Below are 19,306 nucleotides of genomic sequence, written 5' to 3' on the forward strand. Positions count from 1 at the left end.
TGAACCGTTCAGATCGATGGCAGGATCGTCTGTTTACCTTCGGCGATCTTGAGGATCGTCAGAGTTCCGCCCATCGAAACGGCCGTATCGATACCGATGCGGCTGAGACCAAAAACGGGATGCGAACCTGGTGTGTGGCCGTGGACCACCAGCAGCGGCAATTGCGGTCCGCCCGACAGGAACGGCTCACGAATCCACATCAGATCTTCATCCGTCTGCTCACTGAGAGGAAGGCCGGGTATGATGCCGGCATGGACGAAGAGTATCGAGCCGTAAGTGACAGCTATAGTTAGCGAACGCAACAGGTCGACATGCGCTGCCGGCATTGCCTTAAGCGTCATGTCGCGCAACTCCGCCACGCTGTAGCCTAGGTCGAAGAGCATATGTCTGGCGTCGATGCCGTAGGATGCGAGCGTCGGCAGGGCACCGAACTCCAGCCAATGGATGTTGCCATCGGGATCGTCCAGAAAGCGCAGGAACACGTCGTCGTGATTGCCGCAAAGCGCATAGCGATCAAAGCCTTCAGGCGGCGGCGCGCTAAGATGCGCCAGGACATCGCTGGAACGTGGGCCGCGATCGACATAATCGCCGAGAAACAGCAGAAGCTTTCGGCCGGGAAGGGTGCGCGCATCCGCGATGATGTGCATTTCGGCCTCCATCATCTCATCATAACAGCCATGGATGTCGCTGAGCGCGTAGATCGCCGTGTAATCACGTCCGGTGAGATCGATGCGGTCTCGTTGATGCTGCATGAAATCGACCGTTTCCTGCCGGGTCGCGCCTGAACGGCCGCGGCAGTCCAATTGCTTGACATGGTGTCGAGAAACCCGCCTGTGGCGAGCCCATAGTAGACGGTATTCCAAGCGTCGATCCGCCGCAAGTCTTACGGGCACAGGCATTGGTCTGAACCGCTGAAATTGCAGGGAAATTCAGAACATCTTCGGCGGACCTCGTCCATAACGCGATCCCCAGAACGGTCGCTCAGCCGCGATAGGCGGCTTCGAGCCCGGCAATGTCGAGCTTGACCATGCCCATCCAGGCTCGCATGACACGAGCGGCCTTGGCGGGATCCGGATCGGCGATATATTTGCGGAGCACCGCCGGCACGACCTGCCAGTAGACGCCGTAGCGATCCGTAACCCAACCGCATTCCACCGGCGCGCCACCATCGACAAGGCCATCCCAAAGGCGGTCGACCTCAGCCTGATCGGCGCAATCCACCTCCAGCGAGATCGCATGATTATATTCGATGCGGTCGCCGCCGTTCAGTGCCATGAAGGACTGACCGGCGAGCGTGAAAGTAACGACCAGAACCTCATCGGGCTTGCCGGAGGGCATGTCGACAATGTTCTTCTGCACGTGATCGATCCGGGAATCGGGGAAGAGCGAAACATAGAAATTCGCAGCCTCCTCGGCTTCGCGCGCAAACCACAGGCATGGGGCAATCTTGGACATCGGGTGCTCCTCTCTCGTTGGGTACCCCAAGGACGAAAGAGGAGCGGCAAAGCCGACAGGATTGCGGAATTTTTCGAGTTCGTGCCGACAGTCGAGCGGCTAGACCAAGCGGCCGCCACCATCGATATGCAAGATCTCTCCCGTCACAAAGCGGTTGGCCATCAGGAAGAGGATCGCCTGCGCGATATCTTCCGGCCGGCCGATATTGCGGCTCGGCAGGGTCGAGGCGGTCTGTTCGAGCACCTGCCGCTTGGCCTCGCCCATCAGGCCATCGAGCAGCGGGGTATCCACCCATCCCGGCGAAACCGCGTTGATGCGCATTGGCGACAATTCGATGGCGAGGGCGCGAACCGTGCTTTCGACCGCGGAAACGGCGGCCGCCACGACCGCACCGATGGCGGCGGGACGGGAGGCTAACTGCCCGGAGGTCATGGTGATCGAGCTTGCAGGATGCAGCAGGGGAAGAGCAGCCTTGATGGCGAGCAAGGGCCCGATCAGCCGTTCGTTCATGACCTTCGAGAGATCAGCCTCGGACTGATCCTTCAGCGACTGCAGGTGCACGGTCCCCGCCGTGATCAGCAGATGGTCGATTCTTTCGATCCCCGCAAACATCGCCGGCTGCGGGGCGGCAATATCAGAGACGATCTGGACCGCGCCACCGATCGCCCCGGCGGCTTCCCGAAGACGCTCAGGGTTGCGGGATAGTAGAAAGAGATTTGCGCCGGCTTCCTTAGCCTGTCTGGCCGTTGCCAAGCCGATCCCCGAGGAGCCGCCGATGATGACGATGTTCTGACCTTGGAACGATTGAGGCTGCGGATTGCCCGTTTGAATGGTGCTGGTCTGCAAGACTGGTTCTCCGATTGGGTTGTTGACCGGCCGGAAGATCGTCGATCGGCATATGCTCGGGAAGAAAGCGAATAGCGATGTCATTTATCGTAAAAGACGAATAGATGTGGTCATGGATATGCTTTCCGCCATGCGCATCTTTACCCGCGTCGTGGAACGCGGCAGCCTTTCGGCCGCCGCGCGCGATCTTGGCCTTGGCCAGCCCACCGTCAGCGAGCGTGTCGAAAAGCTGGAGAAGCATCTGGGGGCGCGGCTCCTTTACCGCACGACGCGTTCTGTGCAGGCGACCGATGCCGGTGCGCGCTTCTATGATTATGCCAAGCGCGCCATCGAAGCAGCCGAAGAGGCTGAGGCTTCCGTCGCCTCGGCCGAGACATCGCTGACCGGAACGTTCCGGATCGCCGCGCCGCATGGGCTTGGAGAGATGACATTGCCGAGGCTGCTCGTCGAATTTCAGACGCGGCATCCAGCTTTGGCCATCGATGTGATCCTGAACGATCGCTTCGTCGATCCGATGACCGAAGGCGTGGATCTCTCCATCCGCATCGGTGAGGTTGGCAGCGGCAATTTCATCGCCCGCCGACTGGGGACTATGCAGCGACTCATGCTGGCCGCTTCCGGCTATATCGAGCGGCATGGGTTGCCGCGCGAACCGGCAGAGTTGGCAGCCCACCCTTTCATTCGTTTCCCAGGCTTCGCGGCGGATGAGCGGCTGCATCTAATCGGTCCCGACGGCGGCCCGGTGGAGGTGCCCATCCGCACCGCGTGGCGCGTCAACCACTGGCGGCCCCTCATGGAGGCGGTATTGGCGGAAAGGGGAATAGGCGCTCTGTTCACATTTGTCTGCGGCCGGGAGATCGCCGATGGCAAGTTAGTGCCCGTACTTCCTTCCTACGAGTTCAGGCGAGTGGGTGTCCATGCCATCTATCCGCCTGGACCGCGACCGGCTGCCCGGACAAAGGCTTTCCTTGCGTTACTCGCCGAGCGGATGGATCTCCTCCTTGGCGAGGCACATGAGCCTTCTTGAAGGACCTATCAACCGCCTGCCAGCCTCTCCGCGAATTCGATCGCCTCTATCAGGCTGCGCTCATTGGCAATGCCCTTGCCGGCAATGTCGAAGGCGGTGCCGTGGTCGACGGAGGTGCGCACGATCGGCAGGCCGAGGGTGATGTTGACGCCGGAAAGGTCAATCCATTTGCCCGTCGCCGGATCGATCTCGAAACCGAGCAGCTTGACCGGAATATGCCCCTGATCGTGATACATGGCGATGACCGCGTCGTACTGGCCGGCGCGCAGCTTGACGAAAACCGTGTCGCCGGGAACCGGGCCGACGATATCGAGCCCATCGGATACCGCCTTGGCGATGGTGGGCGCGGAGATATCGATATCCTGCCGGCCGAAGAGGCCGCCTTCGCCGGCATGCGGATTGAGCGCTGCCACCGCGATCTTCGGGCTGGCGATGCCGAGGTTTTTGAGCGCCTTGTGCGTGAGGTCGATGACGAGCCGCAGCCGCTCGGGCGTCAGGCGCTTCGGCACATCCTCCAGCGCGACATGGGTGGTGACGTGGCTGACGCGCATATTGCCGTGGGCGAGCATCATCACGGAGCCGCGCGCGCCGGTAAGCTCCGCCAGCAGTTCGGTATGGCCGGCATAATGGAAGCCGGCCTTGTTCAGCGCTTCCTTGTTGAGCGGTGCGGTGACGATGCCGCCGACCTTGCCCGATAGCGCCAGCTGAACGCCCTTTTCGATCGCCTTGAAGGCCATGCGGCCGCCATCGGCGGAAAGCCGGCCCGGCAGGATCGGCTCTCCTTCCGCATCGGCCTGGAGGAAGCAGAGATTCGGCCAGTCGCCCTCCATCTCAGCTTCGGGGATTTCGATATCGAGGCCGAACTGCTTTTCGGCAAGCCGCAGGGCAGGGCCGCTGCCGATAATGGTTAGTTTCAACTTACCATCGTCGAGCCTGCCCTTCAAGCGGGCGGCAGCCTTGACGATAATTTCCGGGCCGATACCGGCGGGGTCGCCCATGGTGATTGCAAGATGTTGCGTCATGGTTCTTCTCCTCCGGCAATCAGCCCGTTTTCACTCAAGAGATCGCGCCATAGGGTGGGGCCGCCGAATGCGCCTGATTTCGAGATGACCGTCGTGCCTTCCCAGGGACCGCCGACGATCGTCGAGCGCGGCAGGCCGGGTGCTGCCTGGCCGGTGATGCTGAGGGCTGACACGTTGAGCGCCGAACAGAGATTGCGCAGGGTCTCGCCGCCCGCGACGATCAATGTCCCTGGGGCGGGCAGTGCCTTGACCATGCCGCCGAAGCTCGCCGCGATCCGCCTTGCAGCATCATCGCGTTCAAGCCCCGTCGGCAGGTCGAGGCTGACCATGGCGACGCCGCTTTGCCGGATTTGATGATCGATAGTATCGGCATCGGCCCCTTCCGCAAGCTTCAGCCAATTGGGGCCGCAGGCCTGGAGCTGCGCCAGCGTGATTGGCTGATCCGAGCCGAACAGACCGAGCACCGGCCTCCGCAGCTTGCGCGAGATAGGGACCGATGGCGCTGAGTGGCGTTCGCCTTTGTCCTTGTTTGCGCGAGGCAGGTGATGAGTCGCCAGCTCGATATTACGCGCTAGAGCCCGGGCAAGGCCGCCTGTGCCGCTCCAGAGGACCGGCCCCTTCAGCTCAGATGAGACCCATGCGATGATGGCATCGAGATCATCATCCGTGTGCGCATCGAAAACATGGATGCCATCCGGGATGGACTGGCCTTCGAGCCTATCGAGTGGTGTGTTAAAAGCCGGCAAACCCTCGGCGCGCAAATGCGCTGTTATATCGCCGCTGATGTCGCGCCAGGCGTCCTTGCCGGCATAAAGCACCTGCCGTCCGCCCCGCGTGTGCCGCCCGTGATGCGGGAATGCCGGCGCGAGGATGCAGTGGCGCCAGTGGCCGAGCCGGAAGCAGGCTGCGAGCTCCACAGCCCAGGGGCCGCGAAACAGGCTGTCCACCTTCTTGAAGGCGAGATCGGCGCCCTGCAGCAGCGGCGCAATGCCGCCGACGATCACTTCTGCTTCGGCGGCCGTTTTCTCGCGAGTACCGCTGTCGATCGCGAGACAATCCGGCAGGTTCTCGGAAAGCGCATCGCTGCGCTCCACGTCGATCGGCCCGTAGACACCCACGAATTCGACGGCGGTATCGAGTGCGCCGGTCAAGTCGTCGGCAATGAGGCGGAGGGTGGGCATGAACTCAACGAGCCTTGCGGGTATGGGATATGGAAGCAAGGCCTTACGGCTGCTTGAACGAAGCGCAATCTTCAGCCTTCCAGGGGCCTTGTCAACGCTTGCTTTGTCATCGTTTCATTGATCGGGACCGTGACAATCATCGTGTTCTCGCAGGCGCCTAACCGAGTGTCGCTAACGACGGCTCGCGCCTGCGAGAAAGTCAGTCCTTCCGCAAGTCAGGAAAGTCGGTGCTCAGCGTAACATCCTTCCAGGCATCGAAATTCGCCTTGAGCGCTTCGAGGCGCTTGTAGGCGATATCGAGTGCCGGAGCGCCCAGCAGCAAGCGAAGCGGCGGCACCTCGGCTTCGACCGCCTTTATGATGGCGGCCGCGGCACGCGAGGGGTCACCCGGCTGATTGCCGGAGGATGCTTTCGTGGATTGGCGGCGCTTTCCGGCGGTGTCGTCATAGTCCTCGATCCGGATCGGGGATTCGACCATCGAGCTTCCGGCCCAATTGGTGCGAAACGCGCCCGGCTCGACAATCGTCACCTTCAAGCCAAGTGGCGCAACCTCATAGGACAGGGATTCCGAGATCGCTTCAACGGCAAACTTCGTCGCGTGATAATAGCCTGTCGCAGCGAATGCGACCAAGCCGCCCAATGAAGAGATATTGACGATATGGCCCTTTCTGCGGGCGCGCATCCCGGGCAATACTTCCTTGGTGACATTGATGAGACCGAACAGATTGGTTTCGAACTGTTTGCGCACGCCCTCATCGTCGCCTTCCTCGATGGCGGCGAGATAGCCATAGCCTGCATTGTTGACGAGCACGTCGATCCTGCCAAAAGCGGCGATGGAAGCGGCCACGGCCGCGCGGATCGTGGAGATGTCGGTGACATCGAGGCGCAGCGCCAAAGCGCGTCCTTCGTGTTCCGCGACAAGGGCTTCAAGTTTCTCAGGCTGCCTTGCCGTTACGACGGCCCGCCAGCCCCGCTCGAGTACGGATTTTGCAAGTTCATATCCAAGGCCGGCGGAGGATCCGGTGATAAGCCATACGGGTGTGTCGCTCATGGTCTGCTCCTTTGTTTGCATGTTTTGGTAGCCTTCCGTCGAAGGATTGCCTTGAGCAAAACTAGGGGCGACTGATGCCCAGGCGTTAGGGCAGAAGGACCAGAGTTTCCTACGATCCTTCCAATTTTGCCTGTTGGCGATATCATGTGTAGGAAATGTCGCCATCATCGAAAGCCGAATTTATGGACCCGTCGACACAGCTGCTAGAGCTGATCAGCCGCCACGCCGCCGCTCCGAAGCAGGCGACCGAAGTACAGGGGCTGACGCTTTATAGAGTTGAGCAGCCGACGCTGCCGACGGATACCGTCTACAGTCCGAGAATCTGCATGGTATTGCAGGGGACGAAGACGATCCGGCTCGGAGAGCGGGTTTTTAGCGTCGATTCCTCGCAATATTTCATCGCGACGGTCAATCTGCCGGTGTCTGCGCGGATCGAGCAGGCCGATCCTGCCAGCCCGCACCTGGCGCTTTCCTTCGAACTGGAGAGGGAGGAGATCGCAAAGCTCCTTGCGGAGGCTCCGGTGATCCATGCGGCGGAGCCTCGCGATCACGCCGGAATTGCGGTGTCGCAGCAGACGCCGGAGATCGTGAGTGCTGCATTGCGCCTTGTCTCCTGTCTCGACGCGCCTGACGATATCGAGATGATGGCAAAGCTTGCCAAGCTTGAACTCTATTACCGGCTGCTGCGCGGCGAGCTCGGGCCGATGCTGCGGCAGCTTGCCACGCATGGCACAAATCTGGCGCAGATCGGCCGCGTCACCGACTGGATCAAGGGCCATTTCGCCGAGGCCATGAGTATCGGCAAACTAGCCGACATGGCGGGAATGAGCCCCACATCGCTGCACCGGCATTTCAAGGCTGTGACATTGATGACGCCGTTGCAATATCGGGCGCTCATCCGGCTGCAGGAAGCGCGTCGCCGGCTGCTTCTTCGCGAGGGCAATGCACGGGAGATCGGATTTGAGGTCGGTTATGACAGCCAGACGCAGTTCACGCGTGAATACCGCAAATTGTTCGGTCGGCCGCCGGCGACGGACGCGGCCTTTCTCAGCGGCAGATGACCGAGATTCGCAGGATATTTGTTCTGGAGAGTGAAGCGCACCGGGTTTGCCGATATCTGGCCATGTTCCTGCCTTAGCGGCAGGAGCGATCATGTTTCGTCGCCTTAAGGAGGGCAGGGTGAGCTACGATTTTCATGTGGGCCAGAAGGTCGTCTGCATCGACGATACGTTCAAGCATGTCAGCATCGATCAGCTGATCCGCAAGGGAACGATCTACACCATCCGCTGGGTCGGCGAATACACGCATTATGTCGATGGCACGTTCATCGGCGTGAAGCTGGAGGAGATCCATCGCGGCAATGACGACGGCCCGGAAGGCTATGGCGCCGCCGACATGCCCTATCGCGCCAGCCGCTTCCGCCCGCTGGTGAAGGACAAGATCGCCTCGCTCAGAAAGCTACTCGCGCCGACGCCGGATGCGCCTGCCGAGCCAAAGGTGAAGACCAAGAAGACGGAAAAGGTCTGAGGGCAGGCGGCATCGAGGCTTGCCGCCCCTCTGGATTACACCTGCCGCGCCCGCGCCAGACCGTGCTCGATCAGGCGGCTGACGAGCTCCGGATAGGAAATGCTCGAGGCATCCATGGCCTTGGGATACATGCTGATATTGGTGAAGCCGGGCATGGTGTTGATCTCGTTGATGACGGTGCTACCATCCGGCCGCAGAAAGAAATCGACGCGCGCCAGCCCTTCGCATCCGAGCGCCCGGAAACCATCCGCCGCCATGCGCTTCAACCCCTCTGCCGTGTCGGCCGGAATATCCGCCGGCACGGTGACGACGGCGCCGTTCTGATCGAGATATTTCGCCTCGTAGGAATAGAAGCCGTGGGTCGCGGCCGTGGCGATCTCGCCCGGCACGGAGACGAAGAGCGAACCGTCAGGCTCTTCCAGCACGGCGCATTCGATCTCGCGAGCGCGCACGAATTCTTCCACCAGCACCTTGCGGTCATGCCGGAAGGCCTCGGCCAGTGCTGCCCCGAAGGCCGTGGCATCCTGCACTTTGCTGACGCCGACCGACGAGCCCTGGCGCGTCGGCTTGACGAAGACGGGCGAGCCGAGCGTGGCGGCAATCTCATTGAAATCAGGCTTTTCGCCACGCGTGAGCGTAACCGAGCGTGCCACCGGCAGGCCGGCCTCGCGCAGCAGGCGCTTTGCCATATCCTTGTCGATCGCGTTGGCCGAGCCGAGAATGCCGCAGCCGACGAGGGGCAGGCCGACGATCTGGGCAAGCCCCTGAATGGAGCCATCCTCGCCGTTCAGCCCATGCAGCACCGGAAACAGCACATCGACCGCAGGCAGCTCACGTGCGCCAGACCCCTCCAGCGCCATCAGCCGGCCCTTGCCGCCCGGAACCAGGCAGACTTGCCGGCCCTCATAGGCAACCGGCTCCGGCAGCGCGCCACCCTTTTCCTCCACCAGCAGCCAGCGCCCGCCGCGATCGATCAGCATCGGCACGATCTCATATCGCCCGCCATCGATCGCCTTGACGACATTGCGGGCCGACATGACGGAAACCTCATGCTCGGTAGACTGACCGCCAAACAGAACGGCGACGCGTAGTTTCGACATTGAGGCTTTTCTCCCGGGCCAAGAAGGATGTGATGAGAGAAAGGTTTAAACGGGGGATTGCAGCGGAATTGGGGAGGGATGAGGTGTGCTGTCACAAGAACAGATTTGTACGTGCCGGAGTTCGTATCATGCCAGGGCGCGCAGCTCCCCATCTGCATTGTCCAATTTGGGGAAAGGCAGAGCCTGATCGAAGACCGGCCACAATTCGTTGAGTAGGATTTTCGTTGCGCCATCGAAGTGGTTTAGACCAAGCGGCACGGGGAAGTGCAGAATGAAATCAATACCTGCAAGGTCGCCACAGAAGGTGGTCTCGATCGGATTAAGATTATCGTACATCAGGACGATGCCGACGTTTCGCGGTTGGTAGTTCCGCGCAAGCTCGACGAGATCGATCTGCATGGGTGCGTAGGCGTCAATATAGTCCTTTGCGAGCACGATGGGATCCTGTCCAAGCCGCGCACCCTGCCAGCGGCTTTCCAGTGTCGTCCTTTCGATGCGGGCGAACAATTCAGGCCGAAAGCCGGTTTGGGGATTGATCGCGAAAGAGAGAATCGTGGCGTCGCTGCCGCTGTGCTTAAGCCGTTGATCCAGCAGTAACCCCATTCTGATCGCCGCGTATCCGCCGGCGCTGGAGCCAATCATTTTGATCGCCGCAATGTCATGTTCGACGATGTAACGCATAAGGATGCCGAGAATGCGGTCCTGATGCTCAAGATACCAGGAACCCTTCTCTTCCACGAACCAGATGGCATGCGCATCGTAGCGGATGATTTTTCGATAATTCTGGAATTTTGTTCCGAAGGGCCTGCCGGGCTGTTTGCGGGGGCGATTCTCCGCACCATAGGAATTGAAGTAGACGATCAGGTTATTGGAGCGATTTTGTCGGACAACCGAGAGCAATTCTCCCTTTTGCGGAGCCGTCGTCTCAAAAATCGCTCGAAGTTCTCCGCCAATCATGATCGAATTTCACCCTCGGCCACAACGAATCTGATTGGTGTATTATGGCGCAAACGCCAAGTTCAGGTAACGCGCAATCTTACGCTGCAGCTCAACGGATTAAGAGATTTCCGGAGGAAAACTGGTGCTGCTAGAGAGATTTGAACTCTCGGCCTCTCCCTTACCAAGGGAGTGCTCTACCCCTGAGCTATAGCAGCATTCCGTGGCGCTGATAGGTGCGCCGTATTGGGCGAGGCGGCTATTGCCATAGGTCGGGGCGGAGTGCAAGCCGCAAATTGCAAGTTCTGTGAAAGTTCGTTGGAAAAAATGTGTCGGTCTTTTGAAGGCCGGGGTTTTCGGCTATCAGAAATTCATGGCTGCGGATAAGACGAAAATCGATGAAGGGCAGGCTTTGCAGGGCGGTTCGACCCCCAGCGGGGTGAGCGGCGAGGCGGGCGCGCGGGCGGATGCCCAGCAGGTCACGGAGGCGGATCGGCGGCGCGAGCGTGCGGCGCAGAAGCTGCGCGAGAATCTGGCGCGGCGCAAGCAGCAGGTCCGGGCGCGGCGCGCCGGGCAGGCGGACGAGACGGATGGGCTGCCGGGCGCAAAGCCTGGGGATAGTGCCGATTCCGCCGCAAAAAGGGACGAATCGCAATGATTGATGTCGCCCATCATCAATCGAATTGATGCGTTAATCTATTTCGTCTAAAGAGCGCCTTTTACCAAGGTGCACGAAACCTGGCGCCCGCGATTTGAGGCGCCCGGGACTATCAGGAAAGGCGGGCCTCGCCCGTATTGCTTATATGGATCGTATCAGGATTGTCGGCGGCAATGAGCTCAACGGTATCATTCCGATCTCCGGCGCCAAGAATGCCGCCCTGCCGCTGATGATCGCCTCGCTGCTGACAAGCGATACACTGACGTTGGAAAACGTGCCGCATCTCGCCGATGTCGAGCTCCTGATGCGTATTCTCGGCAATCACGGCGTCGATGTCGCCGTCAACGGCCGGCGCGAGCGCCAGGAAGACGGCTATTCCCGCACGATCCATTTCACCTGCCGCACCATCGTCGATACGACCGCACCTTATGAGTTGGTCGCTAAGATGCGCGCGAGCTTCTGGGTCATCGGGCCGCTGCTCGCCCGCGAGGGCCAGGCGCGCGTGTCGCTGCCCGGCGGCTGCGCCATCGGCACGCGCCCGGTCGATCTCTTCATTGAGGGCTTGCAGGCGCTCGGTGCCACCATGGAAATCGATGGCGGCTATATCAATGCCACCGCGCCGAAGGGCGGCCTCATCGGCGCACGTTATGACTTCCCGAAGGTTTCCGTTGGTGCGACGCATGTGATGATGATGGCCGCCACGCTTGCACGCGGCACCACCGTCATCGGCAATGCGGCCCGCGAGCCCGAGATCGTCGATCTCGCCAATTGCCTGATCGCCATGGGCGCCAAGATCTCCGGCGCCGGCACCAGCACGATCACCATCGAGGGCGTCACCTCGCTCTCCGGCGCCCGCCACCGCGTGCTGCCCGACCGTATCGAGACCGGCACCTATGCCATGGCCGTTGCCATGGCCGGCGGCGACGTCACGCTTGAAAACACCGATGTCGCGCTGCTTGACACCGCGCTCGAAAGCCTGCGCCGGGCCGGCGCCACGGTTTCGCCGACCAATAACGGCATCCGCGTCATGCGCAATGGCGGCGGCATCCAGCCGGTCGACGTCGTCACCGATCCGTTCCCCGGCTTCCCGACGGACCTGCAGGCGCAGTTCATGGCGCTGATGACCCGCTCCTCGGGCGTCTCCAACATCACCGAGACCATCTTTGAAAACCGCTTCATGCATGTGCAGGAGCTCGCCCGCCTCGGCGCCAAGATCTCGCTTTCCGGTCAGACCGCCCGCGTCGAAGGCGTTCAGAAGCTGAAGGGCGCGCCCGTGATGGCGACCGATCTTCGCGCCTCCGTCTCGCTCGTCATCGCCGGCCTTGCCGCCGAAGGCGAGACGGTGGTGTCGCGCATCTATCACCTCGATCGCGGCTTCGAGCGGCTGGAAGACAAGCTGACGCGCTGCGGCGCCGTAGTCGAGCGCATCAGCGACTAAGGCTCATCGCTGCCCCCCACAATCGCATATGGTGGGATCATCTTCGGAAACTCCTTCTCCCCTCGGGGAGAAGGTGGCCCGAAGGGTCGGATGAGGGGGCTGGCTGATTTGAATTCACGAGTTTTCGTACTCCTGGCAGGCACCCCCTCATCCGCCTGATGGCACCTTCTCCCGAGGGGAGAAGGGTGGCGGCAACGATTTCAGCTCATATGCGATTGTCCTGCCTCCCGGGCAGTCCTCCGGTTTTTGCATTCCGCTGTCGCAAAAGCGCGACAGCATTTTGGATGATCGGGCTTATTTCCATCCATCGGCGCGAAGAGAGCGGGCCAGCCCGCTTTCTTCGGTTGCGTCTTTTGCGCTCCCATCCTATGTCCAGAATGAGGGAACGCCGGCAATCGTGCTTGCCGGGGGTTCCAATGGCGCGATCAGGGATAAAGGACGAATGAGCGATCTCAAGCTAATGGCACTCGACACCGAGGACCTGGATGTCATCTCTGCCTATATGCAGGATAGCGTCTTCAAGGTCGGCGACATGTCCTATGCGCCGAAGCAAGAGCAGTTTTCGCTCGCGGCCAACCGTTTCGTCTGGGAACAATCGGACCAGCGCAGCAAGCCTTACGAACGCCATCGTTCCGCGCTGGTGTTCAAGCGCGTGCAGGCCGTGCGCTCCAGCGGCTTCGACCGGCGCAACCGCGACGATGTTCTCTCGCTGCTCGCCATCCGCTTCGAGCAGAAGGGCGAGGGGCCGGACGGCACGATAGAGCTTGCCCTAGCCGCCAACGCCACGATTGCGCTCGATGTCGAATGCATCGAGGCCCAGCTTGCAGATATCGGCGGCGCATGGGAAACGGCCCACAAGCCCCGACATCCGGATGCGGGCGAATAGGCAGCGACGGTTGGATTTTTGCCGCCGCAGGCGGCCGCAGTGAAAGAGGAATATCAGTTTGGCTATCTGGCTGGATCAGGCGTCGGAAGGGTTCGAGCAGCAGTTCGCCGCGTTCCTGACGACCAAGCGGGAAGTGTCCGAGGATGTGAATGCCGTCGTGCGCGGCATCATCGACGATGTGCGGGCGCGCGGCGATGCCGCCCTTGCAGACTATTCTAAGAAGTTCGACGGCGTCGATTTCGCCGTAACGCCGATGCGCGTCAGCGAAGCGGAGATCGATGCGGCGATCGCGGCCGTTCCGGCAGAGGTTCTGGGCGCGCTGAAGGTCGCCGCCACCCGCATCGAATCGCATCACCGCCGGCAGCTGCCGAAGGACGATATCTATGAAGACGATCTCGGCGTCGGCCTCGGATCGCGCTGGACGGCGATCGAAGCGGTCGGCCTCTATGTGCCCGGCGGCACGGCGAGCTATCCGAGCTCGGTTCTGATGAATGCCGTGCCGGCCAAGGTCGCTGGCGTCGACCGTGTCGTCATCGCAGTGCCGGCGACCGGCGGCGCCGTCAATCCGGCCGTGCTTGCCGCGGCGCGCATGGCCGGCGTCAAGGAGATCTACCGCATCGGCGGTGCGCAGGCGATCGCGGCCCTTGCCTACGGCACAGGGACGATCAAGCCGGTCTATAAGATCACCGGCCCCGGCAATGCCTATGTGGCGGCAGCCAAGCGCCAGGTGTTCGGTACTGTTGGTATCGACATGATTGCCGGCCCCTCCGAAGTGCTCGTCATCGCTGACAAGAACAACGATCCGGACTGGATCGCCGCCGATCTGCTGGCGCAGGCTGAGCATGACGAAAGCGCCCAATCGATCCTCATTACCGACGATGCCGAATTCGGCAGAGCCGTGGAAGCGGCGGTAGAGCGGCAGCTGAAGCAGCTCAGCCGCTCGCAGACGGCAGCGACGAGCTGGCGGGATTTCGGCGCGGTTATCCTGGTCGCCGAAGTGAAGCAGGCCATTCCGCTTGCCAACCGCATCGCGGCCGAGCATCTGGAACTGGCGGTCGATGATCCCGAGCCGCTTTTGGCCGGTGTTCGCAATGCCGGCGCGATCTTTGTCGGCCGTCATACGCCCGAAGTGATCGGCGATTATGTCGGCGGCTCGAACCATGTGCTGCCGACGGCCCGCTCTGCACGCTTCTCCTCCGGGCTGTCGGTGCTCGATTTCGTCAAGCGCACCTCTATTCTCCGGCTGGGGTCGGAGCAGCTTCGCGCACTCGGGCCGGCGGCGATCGCGCTTGCCAATTCCGAGGGGCTGGATGCGCATGCGCGGTCGGTTGCGATCCGCCTCAATCTCGAGGGGTAAGGCATGGCGAAGGGCGTCTTCCGGCTGAGCGATGTGGTCCTGGACGACACGATCGGCCGCTCGACGCCTGATGTCGAGCACGAGCGCGCCGTCGCCATCTTCGACCTGATTGAGGAAAACAGCTTCGAGCCTGTGGGACATCAGGGCGGCCCCTATCTCCTGAACTTGTCGCTGGTCGACCAGAAGCTGGTCTTCGACATCCGCATGGAAGATGGCGGCGTTGTCGCAACTCATATCCTGTCGCTGACGCCGTTCCGCCGGATCGTGAAGGATTATTTCATGATCTGCGAGAGCTATTACGAGGCGATCCGCTCGGCCACGCCAAGCCGCATCGAGGCGATCGACATGGGCCGGCGCGGCATTCACAACGAAGGCTCGCAGACGCTGATGGACCGGTTGAACGGCAAGATCAGCGTGGATTTCGATACGGCGCGCCGGCTCTTCACGCTCGTTTGCGTGCTCTATTGGCGCGGGTGATTGCCATGGATGAGCCGCAGGCGATCGAGCAGAATGGCAGGTCGCCCGGGGGCAAATCCCCCGGCGCCATCCTCTTCATGTGCGGCCTCAATGCCATCCGTTCGCCCATGGCCGAGGCGATGGCGCGCAGCATGCTGCCGCAGGGCACGTATATCGCCTCGGCGGGGGTGCGAGCCGGCGAGCGCAATCCTTTCGTCGATGTGGTGCTTGCCGAGATCGGGCTTTCGCTTGGCCGCCGTCAGCCGCAGACCATGGAAGAGCTGGAGGATGATTTCTTCGATGTCATCATCACGCTGTCTCCCGAGGCGCATCATGCCGCGCTGGAACTGACGCGGGCGAACGCTGTCGACGTCATCTATTGGCCGACGATGGACCCGTCGCCGACGGATGGAACGCGTGAGCAGGTTCTGGATGCCTATCGCGCGGTGAGGGACTATCTTCTCGGCCTCATAGAGAGCAGGCTTGTGGAACATCGCGGCTCGCTTTAGAGCCGCAAATGAAACAAATGCAGAAACCCTTATCAACGTGGTTCACAAAACCGCGGCGATTGTGTAGTTTCCGCGCAAATTTCCGGCGCCCCAGCCTTTTAACAGGAGCGCTGGCCCCAACCGACAGGAAAAGAAGCTTTAATGCCGAAAGAAGAAGTCCTCGAATTTCCCGGTGTCGTCACCGAACTCCTACCGAACGCGACCTTTCGCGTGAAGCTGGAAAACGAGCACGAGATTATCGCCCACACCGCGGGCCGCATGCGCAAGAACCGCATCCGCGTTCTGGCCGGCGACAAGGTGCTGGTGGAAATGACCCCTTATGACCTGACCAAGGGCCGCATCACCTACCGTTTCAAGTAATCCGCCGTTCGCTGGAGCCGGATGCCGCCGACATTTTCGGCATCATGCTCCGGACCGGCTCTCATTCCCGCATGACAGGTCGAGATCTGATGGCGTTGAAACACAAGCTGATACTGGCCTCCGGATCGCCGCGTCGCGTCGAGCTCCTGCATCAGTCAGGCATCGAGCCCGCGCGTCTCATGCCCATGGATATCGATGAGACGCCGAAGAAATCGGAGCATCCGCGCTCGCTGGCGCGGCGGCTTTCGGCTGAGAAGGGTGATGCCGCCTTTGCGGCCATCAAGAGCGACGCCGCCTGGCAGGGGAGCTACATTCTTTCCGCCGATACGGTCGTCGCCGTCGGGCGGCGCATCCTGCCGAAGGCGGAATTCGTCGATGAGGCGGCTGCGGCGCTGCATCTGCTCTCCGGGCGCGGCCATGTCGTCTATACCGGCATCTGCCTGATCACTCCCGACCGCAAGGCCCGCCAGAAGGTGGTGGAAACCAAGGTGCGTTTCAAGCGGCTTTCCAGCCGGGATATCGACATGTATCTCGCCTCCGGCCAGTGGCGGGGCAAGGCGGGGGCCTATGGCATTCAGGGGCTTGCCGGCTCCTTCGTGCAAAAGCTTGTCGGTTCCTACACCAATGTCGTCGGATTGCCGCTTTATGAAACCATGCTGCTGCTGGCAGGCGAGGGCTTCGATGTCCATGCCGGATGGCAGGAAGGATAGTCGTCATGACGAAGGCTGAAGAGATCAAGGTCGGTTCGAAAGTCGAGCCGCTGCGAAAGACGCGTCCCTGTCCGGAATGCGGCCGTCCTTCGCTGCGTGAACATTATCCCTTCTGCTCGGATCGCTGCCGCTCCGTCGATCTCTCGCGGTGGCTCAACGGCTCCTATGCCATCCCCGTCACCGAGGACGAGACGAAGGCCGACGGCTCCGACCAGGACTGAGTGCGTTTTCCAAAGGGGCAGGATCTCACGAACCCTTTCATTTTGTTCGCGAATTGGCAAAATTCGATTTCCTGTCAAAAAAGAGTCATTTGCGGCTGGACATGGCCGAACAAGATGCTATAACCCCGCTCGCTTCCGGGGCGAACCAACCGCCCAGCGCCTGCCAAGGCTCTTCCTTCAACGGGAAGCTCGGATGCCCAGATAGCTCAGTTGGTAGAGCAGCGGATTGAAAATCCGCGTGTCGCTGGTTCGATTCCGGCTCTGGGCACCATCTTTTCTCCCCAATCATGCGGACAATGAAGCTTGACGCTGGCTTCGATCAATTCTTCGCCGAGATCGTGTATTTGCAAAAATATGCGGCAATAGGCCGGTTGAGGTTGCATAACCACTGAGTGCGTTGTATTGCCACAACAATCTTCTGGTTGTGTTTCATTAATTCGGTGCATGACCCCATCAAGATATTGATGACATTTGGAATCAAGCGTACGAATTATTGACAGATCACCTATTGATTCGTAGCGAGTCATACCGCACTTTAGATACAGCGGGATAAAGTGATCTCGTAAAAGCCGGCGTTAATTGCAATAGCAAGCTACCGAGGCGCCATGTTAAACAACGATGTTCTGTTCAACACGTTCGCCCGTACTTTTGAAGCACGGCGCGAAGTCGAGATGTCATTCTCAGAATACCTGGAAGCGTGCCGGGATGATCCGCTCATGTATGCAAATGCGGCTGAGCGGCTACTGGCAGCCATGGGCGAACCACTGCTGATCGATACGGCCAAGGATACAAGGCTTGGGCGTATTTTCATGAACCGGACCATCCGGACTTATCCGGCTTTTTCGGGCTTTTTCGGCATGGAAGAGACGATCGAACGCATCGTCGCCTTCTTCCGCCATGCGGCCCAGGGGTTGGAGGAGCGCAAGCAGATCCTCTATCTGCTCGGGCCTGTCGGCGGCGGCAAGTCATCCCTCGCCGAGCGGCTGAAATCATTGATGGAAGTTCATCCCATCTATGTGCTCAAGGCCGGAAACGAGCTTAGCCCGGTCTTCGAAAGCCCGCTCAGCCTGTTCGATCCCGTCACCATGGGGCCGATGATCGAGGAGCGCTATGGCATTCCGCGCCGGCGCCTGACCGGGCTGATGAGTCCCTGGTGCCTCAAGCGGCTGGAAGAGTTCGAAGGCGATATTTCCCGCTTCCGTGTCGTCAGGATGCAGCCCTCAAGGCTGCGGCAAATTGCCGTCGCCAAGACGGAACCGGGCGACGAGAACAACCAGGACATTTCCTCGCTGGTCGGCAAGGTGGATATCCGCAAGCTCGAAAGCCTCGCGCAGAACGATCCGGATGCCTACAGCTACTCCGGTGCATTGAACCGTGCCAACCAGGGCATTCTCGAATTCGTTGAAATGTTCAAGGCACCGATCAAGATGCTGCATCCGCTGCTGACGGCGACGCAGGAAGGCAATTACATCGGTACGGAAAATATCGGTGCGATACCCTTCTCCGGCATCATCCTGGCGCACTCAAACGAATCGGAATGGCAGACATTCAAGGCCAACAAGAACAATGAGGCATTTATCGACCGCATCTGCGTGGTGAAAGTGCCTTATTGCCTGCGGGTCACCGAGGAGCAGAAGATCTATGAGAAGCTGATCGAGGAATCCGAGCTCAGCGACGCGCCCTGCGCGCCGTCGACATTGGAGACGCTCGCCCGCTTCACGGTTCTGACGCGGCTTTCCAAGCACGAGAATTCGACCGCCTTCTCCAAACTTCGGGTCTATGACGGCGAGAGCCTGAAGGAGACCGATCCGAGAGCGCGCAGCGTGCAGGAATATCGTGACTCGGCCGGTGTCGACGAAGGCATGGATGGAGCCTCCACCCGTTTTGCCTTCAAAGTGCTGGCGGCGACCTTCAACTACGATACGACAGAAGTCGGTGCCGATCCGGTGCATCTGATGTACATGCTGGAGCAGGCAATCCGCCGCGAACAGCTGCCGCTTGAAACCGAAAAGCTCTATATCGAGTTTATCAAGAGCGAACTGGCGCCGCGCTATGCGGAGTTCATCGGCAACGAGATCCAGAAGGCCTATCTGGAATCCTATGCAGATTACGGACAGAACCTCTTCGATCGCTATGTCGACTATGCCGACGCCTGGATCGAGGATGTCGATTTCAAGGATCCGGATACCGGGCAGCTTCTCGACCGCGAGCTTTTGAACCAGGAGCTCACCAAGATCGAAAAGCCGGCAGGTATTGCCAATCCGAAGGACTTCCGCAATGAGGTGGTCAAGTTCTGCCTGCGGGCACGGGCGAGCCACGGCGGCAAGAACCCGTCCTGGACCAGCTATGAGAAGATCCGTGAAGTCATCGAAAAGCGGATGTTCTCTCAAGTCGAGGACCTTCTGCCCGTCATCTCGTTCGGCTCCAAGAAGGATGGCGAGACGGAGAAGAAACATGGCGAATTCGTCGAGCGGATGGTCGCGCGGGGTTACACCGAACGGCAGGTCCGGCGGCTTGTGGAATGGTACATGCGTGTGAAACAGGCGGGATGAGCCACCAAGGAAGA

22 protein-coding genes and 2 tRNA genes are annotated in these 19,306 nt (G+C 60.6%); 15 read left to right on the forward strand and 9 right to left on the reverse strand.

The features are described 5' to 3' along the window. Nucleotides 1-8 precede the first annotated feature (8 nt). The 3 genes from FBZ99_RS30300 to FBZ99_RS30310 form a co-directional block, all read right to left on the reverse strand. Nucleotides 9-752, reverse strand: coding sequence for a metallophosphoesterase family protein (locus FBZ99_RS30300; protein ID WP_113354475.1), 744 nt, complete (start codon nucleotides 750-752; stop codon nucleotides 9-11). Nucleotides 753-981: 229 nt separating this feature from the next. After that, the gene (locus FBZ99_RS30305; protein ID WP_113354476.1) at nucleotides 982-1,455 is read right to left on the reverse strand and encodes a VOC family protein; all 474 of its coding nucleotides are present in this window, start codon (nucleotides 1,453-1,455) and stop codon (nucleotides 982-984) included. Between the two features lie 99 nt (nucleotides 1,456-1,554). Further along, nucleotides 1,555-2,301 carry an SDR family oxidoreductase gene (locus tag FBZ99_RS30310; protein WP_113354618.1) on the reverse strand — a complete coding sequence of 249 codons (747 nt, stop codon included), beginning with the start codon at nucleotides 2,299-2,301 and terminating at the stop codon, nucleotides 1,555-1,557. Between the two features lie 112 nt (nucleotides 2,302-2,413). Between FBZ99_RS30310 and FBZ99_RS30315 the strand changes: the two genes are divergently transcribed. Then, nucleotides 2,414-3,328 (forward strand): LysR family transcriptional regulator, encoded by a 915-nt coding sequence (locus FBZ99_RS30315; RefSeq protein ID WP_145636603.1) that lies wholly within the window; start codon nucleotides 2,414-2,416, stop codon nucleotides 3,326-3,328. Nucleotides 3,329-3,336: 8 nt separating this feature from the next. On the opposite strand, the gene pdxA is transcribed toward FBZ99_RS30315, so the two are convergent. From pdxA to FBZ99_RS30330, 3 genes are all read right to left on the reverse strand, one after another. Continuing rightward, a complete protein-coding gene (gene pdxA / locus FBZ99_RS30320) occupies nucleotides 3,337-4,350 on the reverse strand; it encodes a 4-hydroxythreonine-4-phosphate dehydrogenase PdxA (protein WP_113354478.1) in 1,014 nt (337 codons plus the stop codon). Further along, entirely contained in the window at nucleotides 4,347-5,531 is a 1,185-nt protein-coding gene (locus FBZ99_RS30325; RefSeq protein ID WP_113354479.1) for a four-carbon acid sugar kinase family protein, read from the reverse strand. The genes pdxA and FBZ99_RS30325 overlap by 4 nt, the downstream gene beginning before the upstream one ends. Nucleotides 5,532-5,730: 199 nt before the next feature. Beyond that, a complete protein-coding gene (locus tag FBZ99_RS30330) occupies nucleotides 5,731-6,582 on the reverse strand; it encodes an oxidoreductase (RefSeq protein ID WP_113354619.1) in 852 nt (283 codons plus the stop codon). 182 nt (nucleotides 6,583-6,764) lie between these two features. Here FBZ99_RS30330 and FBZ99_RS30335 point away from each other — a divergent pair, with 182 nt between their 5' ends. Then, nucleotides 6,765-7,643: an AraC family transcriptional regulator gene (locus FBZ99_RS30335; RefSeq protein WP_113354480.1), complete on the forward strand. Its 879-nt coding sequence runs from the start codon at nucleotides 6,765-6,767 to the stop codon at nucleotides 7,641-7,643. A gap of 118 nt (nucleotides 7,644-7,761) precedes the next feature. Continuing rightward, complete coding sequence (locus FBZ99_RS30340) at nucleotides 7,762-8,109, forward strand: CAP-Gly domain protein (protein WP_113332530.1); 348 nt, start codon at nucleotides 7,762-7,764, stop codon at nucleotides 8,107-8,109. Between the two features lie 35 nt (nucleotides 8,110-8,144). Here FBZ99_RS30340 and FBZ99_RS30345 read toward each other — a convergent pair whose 3' ends face one another. Together FBZ99_RS30345 and FBZ99_RS30350 are read right to left on the reverse strand one after the other, a co-directional pair. After that, nucleotides 8,145-9,209 carry a D-alanine--D-alanine ligase family protein gene (locus FBZ99_RS30345; RefSeq protein ID WP_145636606.1) on the reverse strand — a complete coding sequence of 355 codons (1,065 nt, stop codon included), beginning with the start codon at nucleotides 9,207-9,209 and terminating at the stop codon, nucleotides 8,145-8,147. A 126-nt stretch (nucleotides 9,210-9,335) separates the two neighbouring features. Next, the gene (locus FBZ99_RS30350; protein WP_145636608.1) at nucleotides 9,336-9,890 is read right to left on the reverse strand and encodes a hypothetical protein; all 555 of its coding nucleotides are present in this window, start codon (nucleotides 9,888-9,890) and stop codon (nucleotides 9,336-9,338) included. Between FBZ99_RS30350 and FBZ99_RS30355 the strand changes: the two genes are divergently transcribed. After that, on the forward strand, nucleotides 9,870-10,310 hold the full coding sequence (locus tag FBZ99_RS30355; protein ID WP_145636610.1) for a hypothetical protein: 441 nt from the start codon (nucleotides 9,870-9,872) through the stop codon (nucleotides 10,308-10,310). The genes FBZ99_RS30350 and FBZ99_RS30355 overlap by 21 nt on opposite strands. Here FBZ99_RS30355 and FBZ99_RS30360 read toward each other — a convergent pair. Then, nucleotides 10,289-10,363: transfer RNA gene (locus FBZ99_RS30360), tRNA-Thr, on the reverse strand. The two genes, FBZ99_RS30355 and FBZ99_RS30360, sit on opposite strands and share 22 nt — an antisense overlap. A 221-nt stretch (nucleotides 10,364-10,584) precedes the next feature. Here FBZ99_RS30360 and FBZ99_RS30365 point away from each other — a divergent pair. The 11 genes from FBZ99_RS30365 (at nucleotide 10,585) to FBZ99_RS30415 (ending at nucleotide 19,292) form a co-directional block, all read left to right on the forward strand. After that, nucleotides 10,585-10,803, forward strand: a complete 219-nt coding sequence (locus FBZ99_RS30365) for a hypothetical protein (protein WP_113354620.1) — start codon at nucleotides 10,585-10,587, stop codon at nucleotides 10,801-10,803. 145 nt (nucleotides 10,804-10,948) lie between these two features. After that, nucleotides 10,949-12,241: a UDP-N-acetylglucosamine 1-carboxyvinyltransferase gene (gene murA, locus FBZ99_RS30370; protein WP_113354483.1), complete on the forward strand. Its 1,293-nt coding sequence runs from the start codon at nucleotides 10,949-10,951 to the stop codon at nucleotides 12,239-12,241. Nucleotides 12,242-12,683: 442 nt separating this feature from the next. Further along, on the forward strand, nucleotides 12,684-13,127 hold the full coding sequence (locus FBZ99_RS30375) for a DUF2948 family protein (RefSeq protein ID WP_145636612.1): 444 nt from the start codon (nucleotides 12,684-12,686) through the stop codon (nucleotides 13,125-13,127). 58 nt (nucleotides 13,128-13,185) lie between these two features. Beyond that, nucleotides 13,186-14,484, forward strand: a complete 1,299-nt coding sequence (gene hisD, locus FBZ99_RS30380; RefSeq protein WP_113354484.1) for a histidinol dehydrogenase — start codon at nucleotides 13,186-13,188, stop codon at nucleotides 14,482-14,484. Nucleotides 14,485-14,487: 3 nt separating this feature from the next. Further along, on the forward strand, nucleotides 14,488-14,961 hold the full coding sequence (locus FBZ99_RS30385; RefSeq protein WP_069615945.1) for a UPF0262 family protein: 474 nt from the start codon (nucleotides 14,488-14,490) through the stop codon (nucleotides 14,959-14,961). Between the two features lie 5 nt (nucleotides 14,962-14,966). Beyond that, nucleotides 14,967-15,449: an arsenate-mycothiol transferase ArsC gene (locus FBZ99_RS30390; protein WP_145636614.1), complete on the forward strand. Its 483-nt coding sequence runs from the start codon at nucleotides 14,967-14,969 to the stop codon at nucleotides 15,447-15,449. 141 nt (nucleotides 15,450-15,590) lie between these two features. After that, nucleotides 15,591-15,809, forward strand: coding sequence for a translation initiation factor IF-1 (gene infA / locus FBZ99_RS30395; RefSeq protein ID WP_004117876.1), 219 nt, complete (start codon nucleotides 15,591-15,593; stop codon nucleotides 15,807-15,809). A gap of 89 nt (nucleotides 15,810-15,898) precedes the next feature. Beyond that, nucleotides 15,899-16,519 carry a Maf-like protein gene (locus tag FBZ99_RS30400; protein WP_095435914.1) on the forward strand — a complete coding sequence of 207 codons (621 nt, stop codon included), beginning with the start codon at nucleotides 15,899-15,901 and terminating at the stop codon, nucleotides 16,517-16,519. A gap of 5 nt (nucleotides 16,520-16,524) precedes the next feature. Next, nucleotides 16,525-16,740: a DNA gyrase inhibitor YacG gene (yacG, locus tag FBZ99_RS30405; protein ID WP_075851761.1), complete on the forward strand. Its 216-nt coding sequence runs from the start codon at nucleotides 16,525-16,527 to the stop codon at nucleotides 16,738-16,740. 195 nt (nucleotides 16,741-16,935) lie between these two features. Beyond that, nucleotides 16,936-17,011 (forward strand) — tRNA-Phe (locus tag FBZ99_RS30410). Nucleotides 17,012-17,345: 334 nt separating this feature from the next. Beyond that, nucleotides 17,346-19,292 carry a PrkA family serine protein kinase gene (locus FBZ99_RS30415; protein WP_069615949.1) on the forward strand — a complete coding sequence of 649 codons (1,947 nt, stop codon included), beginning with the start codon at nucleotides 17,346-17,348 and terminating at the stop codon, nucleotides 19,290-19,292. Nucleotides 19,293-19,306: the final 14 nt, after the last annotated feature.

Origin of the sequence: Rhizobium sp. ERR 1071 (assembly GCF_007828675.1) — a bacterium.
GTDB lineage: Bacteria > Pseudomonadota > Alphaproteobacteria > Rhizobiales > Rhizobiaceae > Rhizobium > Rhizobium dioscoreae.